Raw genomic sequence first — 25288 nt, forward strand, 5'->3', positions numbered from 1 at the left:
GACCCGCTTCTCTGGGGAGATGCGTCCAATGAACGCGAAGTAGTCGCCCATCTTTTCGTTCGGTACGTACAGATCGTCTGGTAATCCGTGATGCACCGTTCCAGCCCAGTTCGCCCAAGGCATCGGCGCACGCTGCGCGTCCGAGATGGACACCAGCGGCATGTCAAGGAACTCCTCATACACGGGGTGGATTTCCGGCAGGTCCAGGCGTCCATGAAGGGTGGTAACCGCAGCGAAGTGCTCTCGACGCGTCACCGGAAAATGGAGGTAGTCGATATGGAAGTGAACGATATCGAACTCCTGCGCTTCCTGCGCGACGATCTCCACCATCCGTACGTGAGGCGCGATTGGGTCTGCAACCGGGCTGGCCCCAAGCCGCAGGGCGGTCTTGCACATCGGCCGCAGGGTCGCTATGGTGACTGAGTCACCACTTGCAAACAATGTGACATCGTGGCCACACCGCACCAATTCCTCGGTCAGATACGACACAACCCGTTCAGTACCGCCGTAAGCCTTTGGCGGAACGCTCTCGTAGAGGGGAGCTACCTGCGCGATTCTCATGCGATCACCATCCATCGGGTCGGCTGCGCCGGTATCGGCTGGACCTGTTTTACATCCAGTCGTTTGCAAGCAGGACAACGCACGCTTCTGCGGAAAACGTCCAAGATCGTAGCTCCTGTGGACCGGGCGATCAGGGCTATGGCAGCACCCAGGTACGGTGCGTAGGCGGGTCGTGTACCCAAACCGGCGACGCAGTGTCATGCGTCATCGTGCGGCTGTGGGACTAAGGGAAAACCCGTGCTTCTGACACTGGGATGCGGAGATCGGGTTTGGCGGACGGCGCGCTGTAGCCCGTGCACACCGACTCAGCCAGCCCGAAGCTCTAAATCATAGAAAGCAGGGACTCCACGCAGACAAAGCGGAATCGATTTGCGCTGCGCGGCTTGGCTTAGCAGACCGACGTATCCCACCTATGTAGTGGCGAATGACACCTCTTCGCCAACTTCAGACAGAGCCGCGGACTCCGCCAATAAGTAATCGCATAGGACAATGGTGCGGGAGGCTTGGATGGCTTTTGCTGTTGGCTTCTGTGCGGACAAGAGAATGGAAGCGCCACTACACGCGGCGGCCTCCTCTGTGCTGGAGCACGCAGGCGGTCCGGTCGATTTCTATTTCATGGTGAGTGATTTTAGCCAGACGGATTGCAATCGACTGCGCGAGACGCTCACCCTGCGCAAGAAACCGCATACCGTCACGTTTCTGTCGAGCGAAGCGCATATGGGTCGGCTGAAGCAACTGCTACCGCTGCATGGAGCGGTCTCTCCCTATTTGCGGTTCCTTCTTCCCGATCTAGTGGACTGTGATCGCATCCTCTACCTCGATACGGATACGGTCTGCCATACAGACGTAACAGTGTTGGGCAAACTCGGCATGCATTCGGCTCTCGCCTTCGTGGAATGTGGAAGCGCCGACGACTATCCGGAGTGTCGCTTTTTCCCTTCGATCGGCTTGTCACTCGACACTGCTGCCTTCAACTCGGGTGTGATGCTGGTGGATTGCAAGCGTTGGAAAGACGACCGCTGGAGCGAGACTCTGCTCACCTTCTGCAAAGAACAACGGTGTCACGATCAGCCCGGTCTGATAGCCGTCTGTCATGGTTTCTTTACCAGGCTGCCCGACGAAATGAATCTCCACCTCTACCCAGCGACTGAACCGCCGCAGACGCCTGGGGTATATCACTTCGTGGGCTCACCAAAGCCTTGGGATGTAGGCGGCCGTGTCCTTCACAGGAGCTACGAGGTATACGCACGTGAACTCAGGCAAAGCGCAGCGCCTCGCTGGAGTAGTCTTCGGATCGCAACATGGAAGCGTGCCTATCGCATCAAGGGCGGCTACTACCGGGTCCTGCGCTTCCGATTGAAGAACAGCCTTCGATAGCCCAAGAGAGCGCGGAGCAAGCAGGGGGTGTGGGCATTCTTTACGAGCCAGTAAGAGTCGATGATCACCATCAGTAGCCCACCATGCATGTTGCTTGCACGATTGCTCAGGGCAAGAGGCTCACGCTACCATCGTGCAGATGAATCGAGATGCCACGGATGCCCGCCCATCACCAAGTAGCACCACGCGACCAGCCATCGTCGCAGGTCTACTCATACTCGCAGTTGGCCTTCTTGTCTTGCGGGTTCTGCTTTGGAAGCTGGCCAACGACAACTTCGACATGGCGGAAGCATACGTTGTCTGGCAGAACTCCATCATCGAGCACGGTCGTTGGCATGCATTGCGTCAACCCATTGGCATGTACTTTCCGGCCTACTACGATCTGACGACGATTACGTCTTACCTCGACGGTCGACTCAGCCGGTTCGCCCAGATCAAACTCCTGTCATTGATCTTCGACATCGTCGCGGCCGTGGCAGCATATGTACTTGCCCGGCGATTGCTGCCCAGTCACAATTGCAGAAGTCTCTCTCCGAAGCAGTTGGCTGCACCGTTCACCATTCTGGCCGGACCAACGGTGATCCTAAACGGCGCTGTCTGGGGACAATGCGATGTAGTTTTCACCAGCTTCCTGATCTTCTGCGTTGCAAGCTTAATAGAAGGGCATGGTGCACTGGCGGTCCTGCTGTTCGGGTTCGCATTTGCTTTCAAGCTGCAATCGGTCTTCCTTGTGCCTTTCATGTTTGCCATGCTCCTTAACGGCCGTATTCGATGGCAGCACCTCCTGCTGTTCCCAGTGGGCTGGATACTTTCGATGGTGCCGCCGCTTATGAACGGTGCAAGCCTTTCTGCATATCTGACCCAGTTCGGCGGACAAACCGGAGCGTTCGATCGACTCGCCATTGACGTTGGCAATCCCTGGGCGCTGGCCCAGTGGGCCGGGCTTAGCGAGCGGGTGGGTCTACCTATCGGCCTCATGATTACTGCGTTTCTTGTCTTTGCAATTGGTTTTTGGGGCCGTAGAGAGCAATTTAGGACGCCAATAAACACGTGTGCTCTTGCCTCATTGAGCGCGCTCTCCATGCCCTATTTCATGCCCAAGATGGGCAATCGCTACTTTTTCACAGCCGAGGTATTACTCGGCGTTTTGAGTTGCGTGGATCTCTCCTTTGCTCTTCCTGCAGCACTCACGCTTGTTGCTTCCCTACTTGTCTATACAGAATATTTTCTGCCTTATTACAAGCACCTTGTGCTATTCGCCTCGCTACTGGCAAACAGTGGCGCCGTTTGGCTTGTCTTCACAGAAATTAGATCGCGAACTATGGACCGGGTATCCCGTCCCTTCCCTTCTCAGCCGGTGGTGGGCTAAATGGATGAGCGCGTGACCGGCATGGCAGCGGATGGCGTGAACGCACTGATCAGATTATTGATCGTCATGGTTCGCTATCGCACACCTCTCATAGATTCGCAAACAATACGTACGCTCGGAGCGTGTCTCGAACAGAGCAAACATCTGGAGCGCGTCGTTTCGGTTCTAGTGTGGGATAACTCGCCAGAGGCTGATCGTTTTCACTCACTGCCATTTCCGTGCGAATACCATCGCAGCGATGAAAATGTCGGCGTGTCGGGGGCTTACAACTTTGCCATGCAAATTGCGGAGCAGCGTGGTATCCCCTGGTTGCTGCTTCTGGATCAGGACACAGAGTTACCCCCTGACTTTATCGGAGGAATGTGTGCCCACGCGCTCCACGTCGAATCCGATGACCGAATCGCCATCGTGGCGCCCACGGTGGTCATGAACTCCGTGCCAGTGTCCCCGAAGATCATGTCGCGCTTTGGCGTAGCAACCGACCCGCCTCTCGGGACTGTGGAGACAACAGCGAAAGAACTGATCGTCATGAATTCGGGGATGCTGCTGCGCGTGTCGTCCCTGCGCGCGGTCGGCGGGTACAGCATGGATTTCTGGCTAGACTTTTCCGACCGCTACGTATGTCATCTGTTGTTTCGACACGGCTTTCAGTTCCACCTTGCCGGCGATCTGCGCATCGATCACGACGTCTCGCTGGTGGCGGGAACTCAATCGTTAGCTCGATACTCGATATTGATGGGCGCTCAGGACGCGTATTTCACGCAATTCAAGTCGTTCCCGCGCAATGTCGTGTTCTGTCTGCGCCTGTTGCGTGGTGCTTGGCAAACGCGGAGATCCGATCCCGATCGGTCGCGGATCATGCAAACCCATCTGAAGCGAAGACTCACCGTGCCCAGAGCCCGGCGCCTTGCAGAATGGCGAGGCGAAGCGGCTGCCCAGCGTAAGGCGACGTGGACTTAAATGCCGGGTAGGTCAGCGTATCGGCTTCTCGGGGTAGATTTGAAGCCTTCGACGCTCGAGCGAGAATTGTTCGCGCTTAGTGCTCCGTACATACTGCTTATGCGTGCGAGATCGTTCACATTCCAGTGAGGATCAACGTTGGTAATACCGAACAGAGACAACGTCGGGGTAGAGAGCTCGGTCGGCGAGACTTGCGCTTCGTAGAAGTGGGGGGCCGGGGCCCCAGCTGGGAGGCGGCTTGGAATAGAGGGATATATCCGCCGCGCGGCACGAATAGTTGCATGTCCTCGTCCGTACCTTCTGCTGCGAAATAGTCGGCGAGCCGGCGGCGCAACTGACGCGCGTAGTTGCGAACGATGTTGTCTTCCGATGCGTTGTAGTTGGCAGGCCTTCCAAATACCTGAACACCGATGCGATGCTCTGTAATTTCGTGCTCCCGTTCGGTCAGGGAACGTTCACAGATGTATCGCAGAAAAGCAGAGAGCGTGGGAGCCTTCGCGAAATGCCGGCTCGCGAGCACGCGACCGACCAGCTCCCATTCCGGAGAGTCACTCGTGAGCAACACAGGACTGCTTCCCCTTGCTGCGTGATGAGGTGCAGTGGCCATGTTGTGTCCCCCTCCTGCCGAGCGCCGCGACTGACGTTTCCACGCTATTCAGAAATCATGAACATGCGTTGAACCGCACCCTGCGGGCACACTCAGTACTGGCAAAGGATCTGGGTTCTGTAAAGGGTCCCAGACCACATAGAGCCAGAAAGAATCGCCGAGTTGCTGGGCTTTGTACCATTCATTGGTGGTCAAGCGGATGGGCTAGCCCTTCTTGCGCCCTTTCACCTCAATGCGGCGAACACCGTTGACCTGATCGCGGTAGCCAGTCTGGGGGTCGGCGGGTCCGAGGCTGCGAATGTCGAAGCCAATCTTGAGATGGCCAACTTTTTCGGTCTCCCATCCGCGTCCAGTTTCGTGCGTGATGACGACCTCCTCGGCGGCCAGCTCACACAGACGCTTGGTGAAGGGATCAACATCATCGAGCAGCTCTGTCGGCGCCGGCACGCCCTCGGCGGTTGCGGGGAGAACGATGCCTGTGGCCAGATGACGCAAAGGTCCTTGGCGAGCCACTTCAAGACGATTGAGGCCATCCAGGCGCTCCCGCTCTGTACGCTGGAGATCGGCCAAATCGTTTTCAGCGCGCTGGCGTGCCAAGGCAATCTCGGGAGCAGTAGCCTCGCGGGCGCGCAAGGCCATGACGCGGTCCTGCTCTGCGCGGATGCGAGCTTTAAATGATTTCTCTTTCTGGCAGGCTTCGCGCCGTTCCTGGTGGTAAGTGGCCTTCAGGAAATCCGCTGCTCGTCCGGCGTCGAACGGGTGCACCGTGGCCGGTGGGAATGGATGAATCGGCAGATTCAACAAAACGTCCGCGGGAATAACGGAAAACCTCTCCGGTGCATCGGCCAAAGTCTCTTCTTGCACGGCAACGAGTTCGCCGTAGAGAGCTTGCGAGATTCCCTTGGTGTTCTGTCCGCGAATGGAGATTTCAAAGAAATGCAGCAAATACGGAGATTCGGCGGCGGCATCGATAAAATACGTCGTGGCACCCGCGAGTGATCCAAGGCGTTCGTTTAGCTTTTCATCAACAGCGGAGTAGAGCGGATGGCCTGGACCAAGGAGGACAGCGTCTACGTGCTGATCCTGTTCTAATAGGTCTTTGTGAAAGGTGATCTTGCGGTAGGCCGATTCAGGCCTTCCGAGGTGCCGGACGCTTTGAAGGCGGTCGGAACGCAGGTCGGCGAGGACGTGTTCCACGCGCCAAAGGCCGTCCGCGCGCGGTTCCACCTTAAGGCCCACCTCCTTGGAAGCCTTAATGAATTGATCTTCGACATAGCTCGGCATGAGCCGGCGCTCTTCGGACTCCACATTTGCTTTTTGGAAGCCAGAGAAGTCCACATTCGCGCGAGCGAGAGCGATGCCGGTCGCCTGCTCGTACCGTACCAGGCGGGAAGGTCTACCTTCTCGATCATGTCGAGATACTCATCTAGGCGATGCGGATCGTGCGCAGCTTCGCGGAGCATTTCGGGAAGATTTACGTCATTAAGAGAAAGTACCTCGCCGATTACATCAAACACCCGGTCGGCGAGAACGGCGCGCATCTGCTCAAGCTTCTCCAGAAGCCGCTGAAGGATGCGGCCTTCAATGACGCGCTGGCCTTCTTCGGATTCGGCGGCGACGAAGTTGAAAGCGTGGCACTCTCGCACTTGACCTATGCGATGGATTCGCCCCAGCCTCTGTTCCAGCCGGGTCGGGTTCCAAGGCAGGTCGTAGTTGATCATCAAGTGGCAAAACTGGAGGTTAATTCCCTCGCCTGCAGCTTCAGTTGCCACGCAGACTTGGCGAGAGACGCGGAAATCTTCCTGGGCCTGTTTGCGCTCGTGCGGGTTCATGCCGCCGTGGATTTCACAGATGGAATAGCCCCATCTCTCCAGATGCTCACGGAGGTGTTTGAGCGTGTCGCGGTGTTCGGTGAAGATAAGCAGGCGGCTCCGGCCGTCGTTTAGTTCGTGAAATTCGGCTTTCTTCAGGCACTCTTGAAGCGCTGCTAGTCGGCCTTGGGGCCTTTGTCTTTCAGGCGCTTTGCGCGACTGACGACTTCTCCCAGGGCGGCGATTTCAAGGCGCAGTTGGTCGAGTTCAATTGCCGCAGTAGTCTCGGTGGTCAGAGACTCCCGCTGGCCTTCGTCGAGGTCATCTTCGTCCTGCTCGCCATCGAATTGCCGCCCTTGAAGTTGCGCGAGGCGCTTAGATCGCTGCAACGGCGAGAGAGCTTCGAGTTCTTCGAGCAGGGACTTTTGTTTCTCATGGCGTCTTACCAGTGACTGGTAAATTGCCATCGTAGAACTGGCAAGCCGGCGCTGGAAAACTATCCTAGCAAGCGCGACACTGTGATTTTTCGTGCCAGTGGCCTGCGGCAAGAAGTCGTTGATGTAAGCCGTGACATCCTTGTAGACTTCGTATTCTTCCCGGTTGGGGCGGAATGCAACAATGTGGGCAAAGCGCTCTGGGAACAGCCAACGACCGTTCAGATCCTTCAGGTCCTCCTTGAGTCGTCGGAGCGCCCAAGGGCAATCCGGACCGAGGCGTAGAATGTCGCGGCGGATTTCACCGGCCTTATCCGCAAGCCTGTGTGGTTCAGGGAAGAGGTCGGAATCCAGTAAACGGACGAAGTGCGCGAAACGATCGTCGTCCCCATGGTGAGGTGTAGCAGTGAGAAGCACAACGTGGTCAGCTTGCGCCGTCAGCTTTTCCGCCAGCTGGTAGCGCTTTGTCTTCTGGACTTCGTCTCCGCGTGTAGAAGATCGCTTCGTGTAGGCGCTGCATTTATGGGCCTCATCAATGATCACGAGGTCCCATCGTTGCTGCCAGACGCGCTCTCTTACTTCGTCCTGCTTGGCGTAGTCGAGCGAAGCGATAACTAGGTTGCTGCGCTGCCAAGGGTTGGTCAACTGTTGTTGGTCCACGGCCGAAAAGATAACGTCAAAAGACTCTCCGAACCAGCGGAGCATTTCGTCCTGCCACTGAATAGTTAGTGGCGAAGGACACAGAATGAGGACACGCTCAATGGCTTCGCGGAGCTTGAGTTCTTTGATGAGGAGACCAGCCATGATCGTCTTCCCCGCGCCCGGATCGTCTGCAAGCAGAAAGCGCAAGCGGGGTTGCGGAAGCATCTTCTCGTAGACTGCTTCGATCTGGTGCGGCAAGGTCCGAATGCCGGAAAGACTGACGGCAAATGGGGATCGTGCGTGTAGGCTAGACGAATACTGGTTGACTCGATCAGCAGGCGGACCTGGTCGGCTTCGGCCGGGATGATCGTCGTGGTGTCGTTGCCGTCATTGTTGCCGATCAGGATGTGGGCTTCTTCTTCAGAAATGACTGTCTCGTCGAGGGAGCCATCTGGCAAGCGGACCCGACATTCAAAGCCTCGCCCAAGAGGCCGAACACCTTCGAGAACGACGGCCAGATCGAAATGGCCCGGTAGCATGACTTTTTGCCCGATAGGAAGTCTTGAGGAGTCCATGGCCATCTTCGCTTCGCGCCAATGCCTACTTTTCCTTCACCGTGTCACGCCGGGATGGCGGGCGATGTATCCCATCGCATTCGCAATGGCGTGGTCCATCAGATCGTGAGCAATGTGCTGATCGTTCAGGAATGTCCAGGCGCATAGAAGCGCAAACGCGCCGTCGTTTCCTGCCGCTTCCACGATCTTCGCCACACCGCCTGCACCCGGCTGCTCGAAGGTGGCGTCCCCTTCGCGATCCTGGCGCAGATTATGGGCTGGAGCGCCTCGGCGACGATCACGATGGCGAAGCGCTATGGGCACATCGGCGACAGCTCATTGCGACGCGCGATGAGCGTGCTCGACTTCCTCGATCACCAGCGAGACGAGCGGAAAACCATGACAGAGAAGTCCCCAGAGTTGGCGGTGGTGGCCGGAACTCGAATGGCCTAAGTTGTTGAAGATATTGGCTCCTCAGGTAGGACTCGAACCTACAACCCTTCGGTTAACAGCCGAATAGTCATTAGAGGAGTACACGTGTTTTCAACGGAGTAGAGAAGCGTCGGAGGCGTTTAACGGAGCCTCTTCGGCACGCAATTGGACCAAATTCTGGACCAAGCATCATTCAACCCAGTCCTGGCACTCGCTACCTGATCGTGGAGGAACCGGTCTGCTCTCGCACCCGAGACACAAAGCCTCATCCGATCACTCGGTGCAGAATCCTGCGCGCCAAACCGACGCTGTCAGAGATGGCAGCGCTGAGGCGCGGAGATGGAATCCTATATCGTCACGCGCCAGGCGGACGGCGGCGATGATCGCGGCAGCGATGACGACGTTGCTGGCGAACCGATCTTGCGTCCGGCGGTCCTGCTCTTCGCGTGCGATTGCTCGCTTCATTTCGCCCATGTTCCGCCATTCTCGGCTGAACGCTCGCCGGAAGCTCTGGGCGAAAGCCGTCCCTGGAAGATGTCTGAGGGAAGGTAGCCGCAATGGTGTTCACACGTCGGACATTCAGCGATGATCCACGAAGCCGGCATGGTCTCGACAGGCGCAGGGATGTTGTCACCGCAAGCCCTGCACGTAACGACGAATGGGTGAAGAGCCGTCTGGGAATGATACATACTCGCCGAGTATAGGCGAATAAAAGGCGAAACGCTGCAGTCAATGTGCTTCCTTCCCTCTGAGCCGGGGGTTGGTTCTTCTCGCTCCACTCTGCAATTGCTCGCACAAGCTCCAACGCCGCATATCCGAGGGGATTGGACAGGGAGTACTCCACCCGCGGCATGCTGCCGGGCACCTCTGAGCGAACGATCAGTTCGTCTCTGATCATCTGGCGTAAATGCTGATTGAGCACCTTCTTCGAGACCGGCCGCAGCCGCCTCTTGAGCTCGCTGAGGTGAATTGGGCCGTTCTGGAGTTGGCGCAGTATCGGCACCCTCCACTTCCCTTCGAGGAGGTTGATCGACGACTCCACCGCCCATCCTTCATGGGTAACCAATCCTTTCGCCTGATTCCCTACCGGGGTCGCTTCCGTCAGTTCGAAGCCTGTGCACGGCGTTACAGCGAGCTGAAAAGGGTCACCATCATCGTTACCGAAACCTCTGATCCTTCTTGTCACTGCCTGCCGCACACTTATTCCCCCGCAATCACTAAAGGCATTTCGGGCGATCAAACGTGGAGTCCAAGTCGGAATTTTCCAGTGCTCATTTGGCTATACTGCGGTTACCTGGGGATGCCACCCCCTCCAGGCGGATGCCCCCAATGCCGCCACATGGCCGCGACTGGCAACTGCTGACGTGGAGCTGGGCTTGCACGACTGGACACCCTGCTTCTGATCAGGTCTTGGAGACGGCTGCTGATGCAGCGTGGCCATACGCGTTGCTGTGCGCCTGGACCTTCTTGAACGATCAGCACATCGCGCACGATCTCATGGACCACGCCATTGAGAACGCGATCGGATATATTCGCCGCCATCCCAATGTGACACCGCGCAAGGTTAAGGCTCGCGTCAAAAGCGAGCTCCGCCGGCACGCTAAGCAGCTGGCAAGCAGACGGAAGCGTGAAGTCCCAAGCGGCTCGATGCGTGATTTCGAGGTGCTCCTGACACAACAGTCGGAAGTGGAACAGCGCATCTACGCCGACGAGATCCTGGCGAAGCTGTCGCCGTTCGCTCAAGGGATCGTGAATCGACAGTGGCTCGGATACTCGTGGAGAGAGATCGGGCGGGACCTGGAGATGGACCATTTCAGAGGTCCGCAAGGCATACTTCCGTGAATTGGAGCAGCTGCTGGGGAAACTATCCCAATCCGGAGAGTCGCCAGAATGCGACTGAGTTGGCTGCGGTCCTCAGACGCCGAAGACCGCTTTGAGCGCTGGATTGCGCAGGAACATGAGCGAAGAGTCCTCTCGGGGAAAACGGCTCCGCTGGGCCCCTGCCCGCAAGACGTCTTTCTGAGGGACCTCGCACATAGGTCCTCGAGAATCCGACTTTCCGATCCACGGGTTGACCATGCAGCGACCTGCCCCACCTGCATGAGCCGCCTTCTCGTGCTCAGACAAGAACAGCGATTTCGGCGAAGGACACTCGTTGTTGCTCTAGCCGCCGCTACGATTGCGGTCGTCACGATTGCTTTGGTCCTAGGCTGGCGTTCGATTGATCGCACCCCACCTGCAGCCAACACTATTGCTGTCTCCCAGACTGTCGACCTCTGGGACACCGGAACTGTTCGCGGAGAGCAGCCAGGTCAGCTGCAGTCTGTCTCGTTACCGGCCGCCTGGATTAACCTCACCATCGTTCTGCCCCGACACAGCCCCTCGGGACGGTACTTGGTTGCTATCACCCGCAATCGGAATGGGAACGGTGTCGTGGCCGAGGGACTTGCCCCAGCTACCGTCAAGGGCGAGAAGGAGCAGATTACGACCAGCATCGACCTGAGAAGAGTCCATGCTGGGCAGTACTTCCTCTCGACGACACACGAGCAAGACCAAGCCGCCTACTACTATCCGCTTAGGATCGACCCTTGATCGATTTCTCCGCAGCGCTCAACGTTTGAACCGCTGAGGCTGAGCTCGAGTTTTCGTAACGACTGAGATAGCACTTACGGGCAGTATCGCTGTCGGTATCGGTCTCGATGAGCGCGTTGGCGATTTTGCATCATCTGAGGGACTTCAGACGCACCTAAGCATTCTAGAGATCGATTAATTCAAATCTACTTACTCGGCTCTCAGTGCCTGCATGGGGTCAATAAACGCCGCTCGTCGTGCGGGAATGAGACATGCTAGCAGTGCCGCTAGCAGAAGAAGGAATGCCACGGTGCCCAGCACCCCAAGGTCAATTGCGCCGATGCCGAATAAGGTGCTCCGCATTCCGCGACCAACGAACCAGGCGCCGATCAGGCCGAAACCAAGCCCTACGCAAGCCATCCATATACCCTCTCCAACAATCTTTGTGATCACGCGGGCGCGATTCGCGCCGAGGGCCATGCGAACGGCAATCTCGCGCGTTCGCTCTTGAACTGAAAAAGACATCACACCATAGATTCCAAGGGCGGCCAGCAGAAGGGCTATGACTCCGAAGCTCACGAAGAGAATCATTGTGAACCGATCATACCCAAGCACCTGGGCGCGGATTTGTTCCATGGTGCGCGGTCTGGCCAACGTGACTGTAGAGTCCACCGAACGGATCGCTGCTGCAATGCTTCTGGTCATTACGTCCGGATCTTGAGCGGTGCGAACAGCAATGACGGGGTCGGGGGACGGGCTTTGCCAGTAAGGAATCAGCATCTCGGGGGGATGCTCCCGCATCGATCCGCTGCGCACGTTGTGATAAACGCCCACAATTTGCCACTGTGTTGCAGTCACCGAGGTTGTCTCTCCAGGCACAGACTGCTTGATCGATATTTGGTGTAGCAGCGGGTTCGTGCCTTGCAGAAAGGTATGAACGAAATCTTCGTTGACGATGGCTACCTTTACGCCTGAAGCTCCGTCCTGCTCGTTAAATGTACGACCCTGCAAGAGGCGAACACCAAAGGTTTTGAAGTATTCCGGCGTGACTGTCGTAAGGCCTGCTTGCCGCAGGTTCGAGGGCTCACTCTCGGAAGAGTTGCCGACAAGGGTGAAGGGCGTCATGTGCGCCGGGAATAGCGGCTCCCTCGTTTGTACTGACGCCGATGAAACGCCCGGAACCGACTGAATGCTGGGGAGCAACTGCTTGTAGTACGCGACGAGCTTCTCCGGTGGGCTCGACTGTGGCCTCGAATTATTCAGGTAGAAGGTGAGGACATGGTCGGTCCTGACGCCCGCGTCGACCCGCATGAGGTTGATAAAGCTGTGTAGCGCCAATCCCATCCCGGAGAGTAGCGCCAATGCTAGCGACAGTTCACCCATGACCAGCATTCGCTGGAGCCGGTGCGACCCAACCGCTGTTCCCGCGCTTCCCCCACTCCTGAAGGCATCGCCCGGATCGGTCCGCGAAGCATACCAAGCGGGAATACAACCAAAAATCAACGCGGCAAGTATTGTCACTCCAAAGGTAAACAATAGGACGGGAAGGCTGAGCTGTGGATCTGCCTCCCATGGCAATGTGAACCGGGGCATCGATGCCAGTAGCGCACGAAGCAGCATATAGCCAAGTCCAATTCCAAGCAGGCCACCCACTCCGGCGAGCAGGACGCTTTCTGTAAACATCTGCACGAAGATTGCTCGTCGCGTAGCTCCCAGCGCACACCGCACCGCAATGTCCTTCTGGCGTGCCACCCCCCTGGCGAGAAGCAAATTCGCCACGTTCGCACAGGCAATCAGAAGCACGAGCCCCACTGCCCCGAGCAACAACCAAAGGGCCTGCTTCATATCGCTGGACATGGATGCCATGAAGTCTTTAAGCGGCCTGATGCTTATGCCCTTGGGCGGGGTATTGCCGTGATCGTTCAGCGCGAGGTGCGCTGCGACCGCATCCATACTTTCCTGAGCCTGGGTGACACTGAAATCCGGCCGAAGCCGGCCTGCGACCACGAGAGACAGTGCGTCTTGACGTAATTCTTCCGGCGTGAAGACCAGCGGCACAGCCATTTGAAAGACGTCGCGATCAGCGATACCTGCCTGGAGGACACCCACCACCGTGTAGGGCTCCCTATCTACTCGCAAGGTGTGACCGACCAGATTTGGATCAGCGCCAAGGTGCTCCCAAAGCTTGTGCGTCAGAATGATGACATGGTTTCTTCCCGCGTGATCCTCGTCCGGCAGGAAGTCCCGTCCCAGAAAGAACGAGCTGCCAAGCGTGCGGTAATAGTTCGAAGTCACTCGCATGCCAAACACGTTCTCTGCCTGATCGACGCTCGCAACGTCAAATGTGCCCTCGACAAATGCGCTTAGTTGCTGGAATGCGTGACTCTGCGCTCTCCATGCAATGAAGTCCTTTGGCAAAGGGTAGTCGCGACGAGACTTCACCGAAGTCCACAGTGAGACCAATTCATCCGGATGGGGATAGGGCAACGGCGCGAACTGCGTCCCATAAAGGACGGAGAAGATGGCCGTGTTGGCGCCGACGCCGAGGGCAATCGTGAGAAGTAGGATCACCGTCACAGCCGGGTTCTTCCACAACACTCGCCACGTGTAGCCAGAAAAGTGCATAGTGAACTCGCTCCGGATGCGACTTAACCACGCCCTGCGGTTGACAGAAAAGACGTCGAAGCGCCGTCAGGCGCTCGCATAATTTCCAGACTCTTTTGAACCCACAACTTCTTTCAGCGGATTGTCTCGCTTAAAAGGCGTTTTCGGTCGACGCCAACAGGCCAATGCACTCGTCGAGTGCTGTCCGGATTGTCAGAGAAAGTTCCGTACCCACGACGCGCTTGTCGTGCCAACTTCGGTCGCCCATCTTCGCCTGTATCGCGTAACCGGGTCTCAACCAGCTCTCGAGAAGTCGAGAGCCGCTTCAAGCTGTTGATCGGTCCCATCTCGTTGGCTGCGCCAATCGAATCGGGTCAGATGGTCCGGCTCGATCGGTGTCCCTTCCAGAGCGTCGCCTTTCCAGGTGTGGTATGCGCCGGTGGGGAGTGCCAAGCGGTACCCCGCCCCAACCTTCACAGAGGTCGCCGACAAGAGCCGTCCGGCCGTCTGCTCACCGACGATGGTCGCTAGCTTGTTCTCACGTGCAAACGCAACAATCATCTCTGCCGCACTGGCAGTGTGGCGATCTACCAGCAACACGATTCGTCCGTGGAAGCGCTGTGGACCGAGACCCTCGGTATCTAGGACCACAGGCTTTTGTGTGAGCATTGCGGGAGCGAATCGCAGTGCCAAGGGCCAGAGCGCCTTAGTATTCGATGGAATCCGTGAGAAGCGGGGAAAGCTCAGCTTCTCACGGTCGAGGTATCCCGCGGCCCGGCGCTTGTCTAAAGCAAAGCCGACCGGAATCTTCTCCGGGGTCAACAGGCTCATGACGCGTAACGCGCCGACCCCGCCTCCAGTGTTCCCGCGCAAGTCGATGATCAGCCGATCCACTCCATCCAGAGATCGCACAGCATCGGTGATCTGATTTGCGACAACGACTCCGACCATGCCAGGGAACATCGCTACTTTCAGGTAGCCAACTCCGTCTCCGAGGTGACGGGCTTCGACGAGCGTGGGTTCGATAAAGTGAAGCTTCTTCCCTTTCGGACGTGCTACGTCCACCGTCACCTTTCGCCGGAGTTCGTCGTTATCGATTACTTCAACCTCGGTCGGCTCGCCCATCGGAAACACCGGGTGATCCGGTGGCGTGATGTCACGGCCGCCTACGCTGAGGAGAATATTGGCGGGCTCGATGCCCGCAGTGGCGGCCGCGCCGCCCGCATGGACATCCTGGAAAATCCACCGATTCCCGTAGTCCGTCTCATCGGCCAAGTAGGTTGCGCTGAGGGCAGCACGGCTCGATGCGCGACGCGCACTTTGGTGGAAGAACCCAAGGTGAGACGTTTGCAATTGCGCCAGCAGATCGGTCACGGTTTGCTCGAAAGCATTTGCGTTGGGGGCGGATTCGATTGCGCTTCTATGCCGCTCCACCGCCGCGTGCCAACTGTCATTTAACTTCTCGGGCGAGTAGAAGCGCTTCTCTAGAGTGGTGAGCACCTTTTGCAATATGCGGTGCTTCTCCTGATCTGACAGCTGCGACGTCTTCTGGCCGACGGCAGCGCCTGCTCCACTCATTGCACATTCCTCTTTGTCGACACTGCTTCTGATTCAGGGAACAGCGTTGCACTTGGTTCCCCTGCGAGTTCGAATCCGGCCCAGAAGTAGGGTGGATCACCAGAGTTCAGCAGTTCGAGTTGCGCATCGCGTAGTGCTTCTGCCTTGGGTTTGCGCAGGCCCAGCTGTCGGTAAAAGAGATCATCAGTTGCGCGGTCGCATGGTCTTCCACGTCCCAAAGAGTCGAGACCACACTCTGCGCTCCCGCTTCGATAAACGCGTTAACAATGTTGTCGACGCCCTCCTCGCTTACGGGCACGAGTCCTGTGTCGCATGCCGAAAGCGTCACGAGATCAGTGTTCAGCGGCAAGGTCCGAATCTCCCGCACTTGGAGCAGACCATCATCGGTAGATGATGCGTGAGGCGCAAAGACGAGGGCGGAGCGATCTGGGTATTCGGGATCTGCGTATCCATGGAGTGCCAGGTGAATGACCCGGTACTCATTGAGCGGAAGCTCGCGGAAAGCCGCCTTGGTCGCATGACCGCCAAGGAGAATGGTGCTGGGTTTCGGGAGGTCGTCCGCGATGGTCTCCACTTCCCTCCGACTCTCCGGCAGGGCCACCAAGTCCTGCCTGTTGGGTCCAGAAACGGCGCGACGGATAGAAGCAAGCAGGTTCGGAGATGGCGGATTTGAAGTCCAAGCGGCTACTCCCACGTACGGCATGTCGTCATGCGGGCTCGGCAGATGACGGTGGCGGAGCAGATCCAGCACTGATCCCGAGGGCACAACGCTCACAACATGCGATGCCAAGACATACTGGCCGGAAGCCATGAGCGAAGAGAGGGGCAGGAGGTGCAGCTTCCCATCTGGGACGACGATCAGGTTCGTCTTCTGCTTGTATTCAGGGATTGGGGCCAGAAGTTCGTCGTAAAGGTTTGCGGCCAAAGTCGTGTCTGTCTTGCGCTTCACGAGTTCGGATCGGTACCGGTCTGAGTCTTCTTCGATTTCGGTTCGGGCTTGCAGTTCGTACCGGTGCACCGTCGTACTGGTCACCGCCAGCGCGTACGAGACCGGCTCGTCCAAGACGTATTCGATGAACAAATCGGAGGGCTGCAACTCCCTTTGGAGTGCCGCGAGCGAGACAGGGCTGGGCACACCGCTCGCCTTCGAACCGTCGAGTTCTCGTTCTGTCGAGTAAATCTGGTCGAGTATGGTCGCTCGTTGGCTCGGGTCTGGCGTGTCGAGCAATCGCACGTTCAGTTCGGTGATCCGCAAATCTACCGGAGTGGGTTGGTGCGGAACCACGACCTCGTGATGTGAAAGGCCCTGCGCTTCGACGCGCCCCCTTGCTCTCTCTAGAGTGCGGAATGCATCGGGCGTCCTGCCCTGATTGCAGAGCGAGGCGAAATACCCGGCATAGACGTTGCTCAGTTCGCTCAGCAGCTGCCTTTCCACCGTGGGCGTCGGAGCTCTGCTGAGAAGTGCGTCCAGCATGTCCGCACTCTGTTCGTAGAACTCGTTCGAAGCCTTGACATCCCCGAGCCGTGCCAGGATCTGAGCTTTGATTGCTAGATTAGAAGGTACGAAGTACAGCTCATCTGGGATCCTCTTGTTAGCAGCGATGGCTTCGTTCACCGCCGTCAGTGCCGAATGTGTGTCTCCGGTGTGCAGGTATGCTTCCGCTAACAAGCCTTCGGCTTGAGTGACGCCACGCCAGTAGGACAGCCGCTTGGCATCTTCTGCAGCGCCGCGGAGATCGGCAACCGCTTGGTTCCAGTTGTTCATGTTGCCGTAAACGCGCGCTCGAGCTTGAAGGAGCTCGTACAAGTGACCGGCGAGATGGAGTGACGCCACCTTCTGCATCGCGTCATCGGCGAGAGCGAGGGCCTCGGCATTCCGGCCAGTCCCACTCAGAGCCTCGATCTTGGCGTCGACTGCGATCGAAGGGTATGCGGCATTCGGTGTACTCGCGGCTACTCTGATCGCTTCATCAAGAGGCCCGTTGGCCTCTTTGAACTTGTGCAATTCAACAAGTCCTGTTCCATACATGCTCGCATAGCGAATGCGAGCGCCGGGGTCGGCAAACTTCGCCACAAGCCAAGCCTGCGCGACGTTCTTCCGAGCGGTTGCGATGTCGCCAAGAAGGAAGGCGGCAATCCCCTCCTCTCCAACGGCACGCGATGCAAGCAGAAACTGGTGACGCTCGACTGCAAGCGACTTCACCTCGGCCCAAGTTTGCCGCGCCATGCCCGCGTCGTAGTTTGTTTCCAGCATTCCGAGGATTGTCAGGATGCGTAGGCGCGTCTCGGGATCGCGAGCCTCAGGGCGATCCAGATCCATCCGCAATGTGGCGATCTGGTTCGGGATCGTTGTCGAGGATTCGCTTTGTGCGGGAATCTGGCTCACATGGGCGTAGAGCGCCCTCGCGGAGTCACCCCGCTCCTTGAATCCGAGTTCCGCGTCGTGGTAGATCGGAGCCGCAGCTATCCAGCTGTTCAGCCAAGACAGGTTGTCGGCTTTAACAAGCATCGCTCTAGGTGAATGAGAGACCCGCAAGAACACGCGGTATCCGATGACGCTTAGCAGCGCAGCTAGGAGGAGACCCGCGAGGATGCGGAGGCTCGGGGGAAAAGCAACTCGCATAGAACTCTGTTCTTTCGGTTGTCATCATGGCAGAGATGAGCGCAGCCGGCAACTGCTCAGGAGTTGGTTTACTCATTTCACTCGGTTGTCACCGGCTCGCTAAGCAAATCTTTTCGCGTCGTCCGCGCTCACGCGTGAGCCGCCTGCAGCCGCTCGAATCCCTGCAGTGTCACAATTGAACTTGTTGAATGTGCGGTAGATACGTACGACGTTCTGACAAGCAGCGCATCGCTGAACACTTCCATGTTCACGGCCCGTCCGTACCTGATTTTGGGCAGTCCTACAACGTTGCCCCGCAGACCTTCCAACCGGTGATCCGGGTTGAACCGCGACACAAGCGAGCGCGAAATCGTGCTCATGCGATGGGGCCTCATTCCGTTCTGGGCGAAGGACGCCAAGATCGGTCTGTCAACAATCAATGCGAAGGCGGAGACATCGCCCAAAGCTCCCGCATTTCGCGAGGCGTTGAAGTCCCGTTGTTGCCTGGTACCGGCAGACGCTTTCTACGAATGGCAGAAAATCGATAAGACGAACAGTCATTCGCAATCGGAGCAACGAGCCCTACGCATTCGCATGGCTCTGGGAAAAGTGGAACGATCGGAAGGCTGGTATGGAACTGTTGACGTTTACGGTCATCACCACAGATCCGAACGAGTGGTTGAGCCAATGGATAGTCGTATGCCAGTCATCATTCCGGCCAAAGACTACGGCCGGTGGTTGACCCTTGGTGATCTGTTGCACCCTCCACTCGATCTGCAACGGCCGTTTCCTGCTGAAGACATGACCGCTCGGAAAGGTGGATCGGAAGGTCAGTAATGTAAAGAATGACACACCCGACTGTATCGATTCGTTGGCTGATCCGGAGCCGGATCACAAGCTTGGGTAATTCAGTGGCTCAACGCCCTGCCGGTCCTCCCGAAGGCACAACTCGCCACAAGCTGCTACACCCAGTCGATACTACTCAGCCCACCAGGGTTGCTTTGTGTGCACCGAGAGAGTAGCAACGCAACGATCTTCGCCGAGATGAGCAATGTTCTCCGGAGCGACCACTAACGCCCGCGAAGTGCCGCAGTCCACGGCACTGGGTTCCGAAGAAATTGTGGCTTTCCCACAGAACCTGCACCGATCCTAATGCAGGCGTAATTGCAGCCTGGCACCTGTATGGGCGAACATAAGGCGAATGTCCGCCGCCCTGCCTCTTCGCGATTCCCGCCATTCGGCTGCTGATCTTCGCTCCGCGATTGAACAGCAGCTTGCCCAGCGAATTCCCGCAGCGCTCACCCCCAGTTCCCGGCGGCCGACCGAGTCTCTTTTCACCGGCATTGCCGCGCTGGATGAATGCTTCGGCGGTTTGCCGGTTGGCGCCATTACTGAGGTGAGCGGACTGCATGGCTCCGGGCGTACAGCACTGGCCTTGACCACATCCAGAGCCGCCACCCGCGCTGGCCATGTTGTCGCCTGGGTGGACGTGACCGATGCATTGGATCCTGCGTCTGCCGCAGCCGCAGATGTCGATCTGCGGCGTCTGCTGTGGGTGCGTTGCGGACACCAGAAGAATCAGCCACTTGCACCGGCAGCCGCACGTGCTGCCGATTTCCAGGCGCCGCAGACCTCACGTGTGCAGCATGGCGGCGGAAGTCCGCACCCACGGTCGGAAGAGCGCGGACTTTCTGACGCAGTCGGCACTCTCCTGGCCGCCGCTTCTTCGTTCCGTGGTGACCGCATCACCGGCACGCCGGGCGCCCCCAACCGACCGCTTGCACCGTCGGCACCCGCAACTTCAGCGCCTCGCCACAAGCTCTCCGCACGCATCGAGCAGGCAGGCACCGATCGCCAGCCCTCACGGCGTGGCGATTACTTACTACGTCAACGCGAACTCTTCGAAGACCATAGGAACGCAGAGCGCACGCAAGAATCTGTACCGTTGTCATTCGCGCGCATGCGACCGAGCAAGCCATGGCAGCGCATCGATCAGGCACTGCGCGTCACTGATCTGCTGCTGCAGACCAGCGGCTTTCGTCTGATCGTCCTTGATCTAGCTGATGTTGCGGCAGAGTTTGTATCCCGGATCCCCATGGCTACCTGGTTTCGCTTCCGCGCTGGCGCCGAGCAGGCGCGGACCACGCTTCTGGTACTGACTCAGCATGCCTCCACTGGCAGCAGTGCCGCACTTTTGTTGCGCACTCAGGCGCAGACGGAGACACACAGTCCGGCAGAAGAAACGAGTTACTTCTCTGGACTCCGGTTTGCCGTGGAGGTGGGTCGGCAGCGGTTCGTCGCACTCCATCCTGCCGTGCTGCCTCACCGCAAACCACCACAACGTGTCAGCGCGACCGAGTGGCAGGGACGCACATCGTGGGGAGGTCGCGTTTGAGTTATCTGCTACTGAGGGCGGCACAGTTTCCCGCACAGGCTCTGCTCACGCTCAGGCCGGAGTTGCGGCCGCAGCCGATTGCGGTGCTCGAGCACGAGCCACCGTTGGAGCGAGTCTGCTCGGCAAACCGGCGCGCGTTTGCCAAAGGGATCACACCTGGCATGACGCGCGTCGAGGCCGAGCAGATCTCCGGCGTGTTGTTGCTACGCCGTTCGCTTGCGGAGGAGCGCTCTTTGCACAGCGGCATCCTGGCATTGCTTGGCCGCTACACACCACGTATCGAAGACCTGTCCGAAGAGACCGTCTGCTGCTTCGCGCTCGACCTCGCTGGAACAGAGCGGTTGGCCGGTGGTCCACAACAAGTGGCGGAAGATCTGGAACAGCAGTTGCACTCTGTCGCTGTCTACACCGCCATGGTGATCAGCGACGATCTGGAGACGGCGCGCGTCGTCTCGCGAACGCTCGATAGCGGCAGCCATCCCGTGCTGATCCCCTCCGGTGAGGAGGCCATTGCACTCTCCTCCCTACCGTGCAGCGCGCTTGAGCCCGATCCAGAGCACGTTGAAACGCTGACACGATGGGGCATCCGCACGTTGGGGCAGCTTGCCGCACTGCGTCCTGCGGAGCTGGTGGCGCGACTCGGTCAGCCTGGCAAACGACTGCATGCACTCGCTACTGGCACGCAGCCTCATCTCTTCCGCCCTGTGGAGCCCCAATTTGTATTGCAGGCAGATGCAGTCTTCGAAGAGCCCGTCGAGTTCGCCGATTCCCTGCTCTTTGTCCTCGGCCCCATGCTGGACCGGCTCATCACTCTTGCCGAGGCTAAGGCTCTGTCCTTGTTGTCGCTTGCCCTTACCCTGAAGCTGGAGCGCGCTGCCGAACACACGCTCAGCGTGCGCCCGGCGCTGCCTTCCGCCGATCGCAAGTTCCTACTCAAGCTGCTGCAATTGGAGCTGGCCGTACATCCGCCATCCGCGGGCGTTCTGGCGATGGAATTGACTGCCGAACCCGCGGCTCCCTCTCGCGAGCAGGGTGGACTCTTCTCGCCGCAGTTGCCAGACAGCTCGCGGCTGGATGTCACGCTGGCTCGTGTGCAATCGATCGTTGGCGAGGGAAACGTCGGGTCGCCGAAACTGCGAGACACACACGGACCCGAGGGCTTCTCTATGCAGCCATTTCGCGTAGAGGCGCCGTCGCTGAATGCGCAGGCTGCCGGAACAGATGCTCGCATTGCATGCCGTCGCCTGCGCCCACCATGGCCAGCAAATGTGGCACACCAGAGCGCTCAACCCGCATTCGTTACCTGCGAGCATCAGCGCTTCCGGGTGAAGCGCGCCTATGGACCATGGTGTTCGAGTGGCGCGTGGTGGAGAAGCAGCGATGCCTGGGCTCGGGAGGAGTGGGAGGTCCTGCTGCAAGCAGAGAATGCGCCCGTCCCGATGCACGCACTGCTGGTGCACGACCTGACGACGGAGCTCTGGCAGGTAGAAGGTATCTATGACTGATCAGTTTGGGACTGAGCGTCACGGGACGGACCGCTATGTCGAGCTACATGCGGCCAGCGCCTTCTCCTTTCTTGAAGGAGCGTCGCAGCCTGAGTCGCTCGTCGAGCAGGCAGCGTCCCTCGAGATGTCCGCCATCGCCCTCACCGATCGCAATGGCTTTTACGGGTCGGCACGCTTCCACACCATGGCAGAGAAGCAGAAGATCAAAGGTCACGTGGGCGCGGAGATCTCCGCTCATGAGTTAGGAAATCGCCTGACTCCAGCGCCCTGGACCATGCACACACGCCCGCAAGAGCCTGTGCGGCTGACTCTGCTGTGTACTTCGCGTACGGGATACCAGAATCTCTGCCAGATGATCACGCGCTACAAAATGCGCGAGCCGACCAAAGCCGAAGGCTCCGCTCACATCCAGGATCTGGAGGCATTCTCGGATGGGTTGATCTGCCTTACTGGTGGCGACGAGGGGCCACTCGCGTCAGCGCTCGCGCGTGGCGGCGAGCGAGAAGGCCGGTCCACCGTCGAGCGCCTGATCTCCATCTATGGCTGTCACAATGTGTATATCGAGCTACAACGTCACCAGGAGAGAGAGGAGGAGTGGCGCAACCAGGCAGCAATGCGGATTGCGTCGGCGCTCCATCTCCCCGTGGTCGCAACAAATGGTGTGCGTTACGCCACGCCATACGATCGCGAGATCCTCGACATCTTCACCGGCATCCGCCATGGCAAAGAGCTGGCGCACGCCGGACGGCTGCTGGCCGTGAATGCGCGACGTCACCTTCGCTCTGGCCACGAGATGCGCGCTATCTTTCACGACCTGCCGCATGCGGTCGAGCGTACCAACGATGTCTCTCAGCGGCTCGCCTTCACGCTTGAAGACCTGGGCTATGAGTTTCCCCGCTATCCCGTTCCTGCGGGCGACACCATGGAGCGCTTCTTGTATCAGCGCGTCATGGAAGGCGTGTGCCTGCGTTATGGACACGCTGGTAAACGACACCTTTTGAGCAACGCCACAGCGCAGGCACGACGCGAGCTGGCGCTGATCGAGCAGCTCGGCTTCGCCGGGTACTTCCTCATCGTCTGGGACATCGTCCGCTACGCGAAACGAAACGGCATTCTCATTCAGGGCCGCGGCAGTGCTGCGAACTCGGTCGTGTGTTACGCCCTCGAAATCACCGCAGTCGATCCTATCGAGATGGATCTGCTGTTCGAGCGATTTCTAAGTGAGAGCCGTGGTGAGTGGCCGGACATTGATCTCGACCTGCCGTCCGGCGACAAGCGCGAGCAGGCAATCCGCTATGTGTACGAACGTTATGGCGAGCTGGGCGCCGCCATGACAGCTAACGTCATCACCTATCGTGGCAAATCAGCGGCGCGCGAAGCAGGCAAGATGCTTGGCTTCGATCCCCAAACACTTGCGCAGCTCTCCAGCCTGGTCGGTCACTGGGAATGGCGCGGACCGAACGACACGATGGACCAGCAGTTCCGACACGCTGGCTTCGACGTACGCCACCCGCGCATCGCAAAATATCTGGAGCTCTGCTTACGTCTTCAGGATCTGCCACGCCACCTTGGCCAACACTCCGGCGGCATGGTCATCTGCCAGGGACAGCTCGATCGTGTGGTGCCGCTGGAACGTGCCTCCATGCCCGGCCGCACCGTCATCCAGTGGGACAAGGAAGACTGCGCAGACCTCGGCCTCATCAAGGTGGATCTGCTCGGCCTGGGCATGATGGCGGTCATAAAGGACTGTCTCGAATTGATCCCGCAGCACTATGGTCAAACTGTCGATCTCGCGCAGTTGCCGCAGGAGGAGGACGTTTATGAAGTTCTGCAGAAGGCAGACACGGTTGGCATGTTCCAGGTGGAGAGCCGTGCACAAATGGCCTCGCTGCCGCGAAACAAGCCGGATCGGTTCTACGACATCGTCGTACAAGTAGCGATCATCCGGCCTGGCCCGATCGTGGGCAAGATGATGCATCCCTACATGCGGCGGCGCCAGAAGAAGGAAGAGATCAGCTATCCCCATCCCATGCTCGAAGACGCGCTGAGGCGCACCTTGGGAGTGCCACTGTTTCAGGAGCAACTGCTGCGCATGGCTATGATCGTCGCCAACTTTACTGGCGCCGAGGCGGAAGAGTTGAGACGCGCCGTGGGCATGCGCCGCTCCATGCAGCGCATGCACGATCTCGAAGGCAAGCTGCGGACCGGCATGACTACGAACGGAATCGCCCCGAGCACGCAGGAGCAGATCGTGCAGAGCATCAGTTCCTTCGCGCTCTACGGTTTTCCGGAGTCACATGCCGCCAGCTTCGCTCTCATTGCCTACGCATCTGCGTATTTCAAAGTGCGCTATCTCGCTGCCTTTACCTGTGCTCTTTTGAACAATCAGCCCATGGGCTTCTACATGCCCGCGGTGATTGTAAAAGATGCACAGCGGCACGGGTTGAAGGTGCGGGCCATCGATATTCAACAGTCTGACTGGCTCTGCACTCTGGAACATGAAGCTGACAGTAGCATCTCTCTCAGGCTGGGCTTGATGTATGCCAAGAGTTTGCGGCAGCATGCGGCCGAGGCTGTAATGGCAGCCAGGCAGGTGGGGCACTTTACATCTGCAGAAGACCTTGCGCTGCGCGTACCTCTGCTGAACAAGAAGGAGCTGACGCGACTCGCCTGCATTGGTGCGCTGAACTCATTAGCCAACGTGGGCCATCGCCGCGATGCACTGTGGCAGGTCGAGCAGGCAGGCCGACCCGCAGGTCCATTGCTACGCAATGCTGCCGCGTCACCCGATCGAAATCACGAGACACAACAACCGTCGCCACTGTGCCAGATGAATACGGACGAGCGCCTTGTTGCGGACTACTCCGGTACAGGGGTCACTGTGGGCCGGCACCCGATTGCCTATCGCCGCGCTGCACTGCGTCAGCAGCGCATTTTATCCGCACAGGAACTGCGCCAATTTGCTGACGGCGCTTACGTAAGGACAGCTGGTTGCGTCATCGCACGCCAGCGCCCAGGCACCGCCAGTGGCTTCATCTTTCTCTCGATGGAAGATGAGACGGGCATCTCGAACATCATCGTGCATCCCGATCTCTACGAACGCGAGCGTCTGCTGGTCAGCCAAGGTAAGTTCCTGCTGGTCGAAGGCAAGCTGCAGAACGAAGACGCCGTGGTCCATGTGCGCGCTGACCGAATCGTCGCCCTGGCCTCAGCACCCATCGAAATTCGCTCACACGACTTTCATTGAGAAGTTGCGGACTGCTGCTGGATATAGCGCAGTAGCGAT

At 58.4% G+C, this 25288-nt stretch carries 18 protein-coding genes and 4 pseudogenes; 12 read left to right on the plus strand and 10 right to left on the minus strand.

The window, feature by feature from the left end; translation table 11 throughout:
* On the minus strand, positions 1-561 hold a 561-nt coding region (locus tag AC5IJH_RS08560), incomplete at its 3' end, for a glycosyltransferase (RefSeq protein ID WP_491902399.1).
* 507 nt (positions 562-1068) lie between these two features.
* Here AC5IJH_RS08560 and AC5IJH_RS08565 point away from each other — a divergent pair.
* From AC5IJH_RS08565 to AC5IJH_RS08575, 3 genes are all read left to right on the plus strand, one after another.
* On the plus strand, positions 1069-1938 hold the full coding sequence (locus tag AC5IJH_RS08565; protein ID WP_491902400.1) for a glycosyltransferase family 8 protein: 870 nt from the start codon (positions 1069-1071) through the stop codon (positions 1936-1938).
* A gap of 139 nt (positions 1939-2077) precedes the next feature.
* Positions 2078-3307, plus strand: a complete 1230-nt coding sequence (locus tag AC5IJH_RS08570) for a hypothetical protein (RefSeq protein WP_491902401.1) — start codon at positions 2078-2080, stop codon at positions 3305-3307.
* Positions 3308-4267: a glycosyltransferase gene (locus AC5IJH_RS08575; protein WP_491902402.1), complete on the plus strand. Its 960-nt coding sequence runs from the start codon at positions 3308-3310 to the stop codon at positions 4265-4267.
* Between the two features lie 655 nt (positions 4268-4922).
* Here AC5IJH_RS08575 and AC5IJH_RS08580 read toward each other — a convergent pair.
* The 5 genes and pseudogenes from AC5IJH_RS08580 to AC5IJH_RS08600 form a co-directional block, all read right to left on the minus strand.
* The gene (locus AC5IJH_RS08580) at positions 4923-5069 is read right to left on the minus strand and encodes a protein NO VEIN domain-containing protein (RefSeq protein ID WP_491902403.1); all 147 of its coding nucleotides are present in this window, start codon (positions 5067-5069) and stop codon (positions 4923-4925) included.
* A 9-nt stretch (positions 5070-5078) separates the two neighbouring features.
* The gene (locus AC5IJH_RS08585) at positions 5079-6158 is read right to left on the minus strand and encodes a protein NO VEIN domain-containing protein (protein WP_491902404.1); all 1080 of its coding nucleotides are present in this window, start codon (positions 6156-6158) and stop codon (positions 5079-5081) included.
* Positions 6159-6583: 425 nt separating this feature from the next.
* Positions 6584-6844, minus strand: a pseudogene (locus AC5IJH_RS08590) (helicase-related protein); the annotation flags it as partial.
* A gap of 17 nt (positions 6845-6861) precedes the next feature.
* A complete protein-coding gene (locus tag AC5IJH_RS08595; protein WP_491902405.1) occupies positions 6862-8019 on the minus strand; it encodes a DEAD/DEAH box helicase in 1158 nt (385 codons plus the stop codon).
* Positions 8020-8372: 353 nt separating this feature from the next.
* Positions 8373-8639, minus strand: a complete 267-nt coding sequence (locus tag AC5IJH_RS08600; RefSeq protein ID WP_491902406.1) for a hypothetical protein — start codon at positions 8637-8639, stop codon at positions 8373-8375.
* On the opposite strand from AC5IJH_RS08600, the gene AC5IJH_RS08605 reads away from it, so the two are divergent.
* Positions 8547-8768: a hypothetical protein gene (locus tag AC5IJH_RS08605; RefSeq protein ID WP_491902461.1), complete on the plus strand. Its 222-nt coding sequence runs from the start codon at positions 8547-8549 to the stop codon at positions 8766-8768. The genes AC5IJH_RS08600 and AC5IJH_RS08605 overlap by 93 nt on opposite strands.
* 318 nt (positions 8769-9086) lie before the next feature.
* A complete protein-coding gene (locus tag AC5IJH_RS08610; RefSeq protein WP_491902465.1) occupies positions 9087-9299 on the plus strand; it encodes a hypothetical protein in 213 nt (70 codons plus the stop codon).
* 217 nt (positions 9300-9516) lie between these two features.
* Here the strand turns inward: AC5IJH_RS08610 and AC5IJH_RS08615 are convergent.
* Positions 9517-9945 (minus strand): annotated as a pseudogene (locus AC5IJH_RS08615) (winged helix-turn-helix transcriptional regulator); the annotation flags it as partial.
* Positions 9946-10157: 212 nt separating this feature from the next.
* On the opposite strand from AC5IJH_RS08615, the gene AC5IJH_RS08620 reads away from it, so the two are divergent.
* A complete protein-coding gene (locus AC5IJH_RS08620; RefSeq protein ID WP_491902407.1) occupies positions 10158-10589 on the plus strand; it encodes a hypothetical protein in 432 nt (143 codons plus the stop codon).
* A 552-nt stretch (positions 10590-11141) separates the two neighbouring features.
* The gene (locus AC5IJH_RS08625) at positions 11142-11339 is read left to right on the plus strand and encodes a hypothetical protein (protein WP_491902408.1); all 198 of its coding nucleotides are present in this window, start codon (positions 11142-11144) and stop codon (positions 11337-11339) included.
* Positions 11340-11528: 189 nt separating this feature from the next.
* Here the strand turns inward: AC5IJH_RS08625 and AC5IJH_RS08630 are convergent, their stop codons facing one another.
* The 3 genes and pseudogenes from AC5IJH_RS08630 to AC5IJH_RS08640 form a co-directional block, all read right to left on the minus strand.
* A complete protein-coding gene (locus AC5IJH_RS08630; RefSeq protein WP_491902409.1) occupies positions 11529-13943 on the minus strand; it encodes an ABC transporter permease in 2415 nt (804 codons plus the stop codon).
* 273 nt (positions 13944-14216) lie between these two features.
* Entirely contained in the window at positions 14217-15500 is a 1284-nt protein-coding gene (locus tag AC5IJH_RS08635) for a S41 family peptidase (protein WP_491902410.1), read from the minus strand.
* A pseudogene (locus AC5IJH_RS08640) lies at positions 15497-18123 on the minus strand (CHAT domain-containing protein). The gene AC5IJH_RS08635 and the pseudogene AC5IJH_RS08640 overlap by 4 nt, the downstream one beginning before the upstream one ends.
* A gap of 188 nt (positions 18124-18311) precedes the next feature.
* On the opposite strand from AC5IJH_RS08640, the pseudogene AC5IJH_RS08645 reads away from it, so the two are divergent.
* The 5 genes and pseudogenes from AC5IJH_RS08645 to AC5IJH_RS08665 form a co-directional block, all read left to right on the plus strand.
* Positions 18312-18386, plus strand: a pseudogene (locus tag AC5IJH_RS08645) (SOS response-associated peptidase); the annotation flags it as partial.
* Positions 18387-18444: 58 nt separating this feature from the next.
* Positions 18445-18939 (plus strand): SOS response-associated peptidase, encoded by a 495-nt coding sequence (locus tag AC5IJH_RS08650; protein ID WP_491902411.1) that lies wholly within the window; start codon positions 18445-18447, stop codon positions 18937-18939.
* A gap of 364 nt (positions 18940-19303) precedes the next feature.
* The gene (locus AC5IJH_RS08655; RefSeq protein ID WP_491902412.1) at positions 19304-20497 is read left to right on the plus strand and encodes a recombinase RecA; all 1194 of its coding nucleotides are present in this window, start codon (positions 19304-19306) and stop codon (positions 20495-20497) included.
* Positions 20494-22002 (plus strand): DNA polymerase Y family protein, encoded by a 1509-nt coding sequence (locus AC5IJH_RS08660; RefSeq protein ID WP_491902413.1) that lies wholly within the window; start codon positions 20494-20496, stop codon positions 22000-22002. Before AC5IJH_RS08655 ends, AC5IJH_RS08660 begins: the two co-directional genes overlap by 4 nt.
* On the plus strand, positions 21995-25249 hold the full coding sequence (locus AC5IJH_RS08665) for a DNA polymerase III subunit alpha (protein WP_491902414.1): 3255 nt from the start codon (positions 21995-21997) through the stop codon (positions 25247-25249). Before AC5IJH_RS08660 ends, AC5IJH_RS08665 begins: the two co-directional genes overlap by 8 nt.
* Positions 25250-25288: the final 39 nt, after the last annotated feature.

The sequence above is a fragment of the Candidatus Dedyshia acidiphila genome, from assembly GCF_051025295.1.
In the GTDB taxonomy this organism is placed as follows: domain Bacteria; phylum Acidobacteriota; class Terriglobia; order Terriglobales; family Acidobacteriaceae; genus KBS-83.

Bases quoted from the DNA above. Each gene is read 5' to 3' on its own strand.
- AC5IJH_RS08630 (WP_491902409.1), bottom strand. From the start codon at position 13,943: ATGCACTTTTCTGGCTACACGTGGCGAGTGTTGTGGAAGAACCCGGCT.
- AC5IJH_RS08575 (WP_491902402.1), top strand. From the start codon at position 3,308: ATGGATGAGCGCGTGACCGGCATGGCAGCGGATGGCGTGAACGCACTG.
- AC5IJH_RS08665 (WP_491902414.1), top strand. From the start codon at position 21,995: ATGACTGATCAGTTTGGGACTGAGCGTCACGGGACGGACCGCTATGTC.
- AC5IJH_RS08610 (WP_491902465.1), top strand. From the start codon at position 9,087: ATGGAATCCTATATCGTCACGCGCCAGGCGGACGGCGGCGATGATCGC.
- AC5IJH_RS08570 (WP_491902401.1), top strand. From the start codon at position 2,078: ATGAATCGAGATGCCACGGATGCCCGCCCATCACCAAGTAGCACCACG.
- AC5IJH_RS08585 (WP_491902404.1), bottom strand. From the start codon at position 6,158: ATGCCGAGCTATGTCGAAGATCAATTCATTAAGGCTTCCAAGGAGGTG.
- AC5IJH_RS08565 (WP_491902400.1), top strand. From the start codon at position 1,069: ATGGCTTTTGCTGTTGGCTTCTGTGCGGACAAGAGAATGGAAGCGCCA.
- AC5IJH_RS08635 (WP_491902410.1), bottom strand. From the start codon at position 15,500: ATGAGTGGAGCAGGCGCTGCCGTCGGCCAGAAGACGTCGCAGCTGTCA.
- AC5IJH_RS08655 (WP_491902412.1), top strand. From the start codon at position 19,304: ATGTCCGCCGCCCTGCCTCTTCGCGATTCCCGCCATTCGGCTGCTGAT.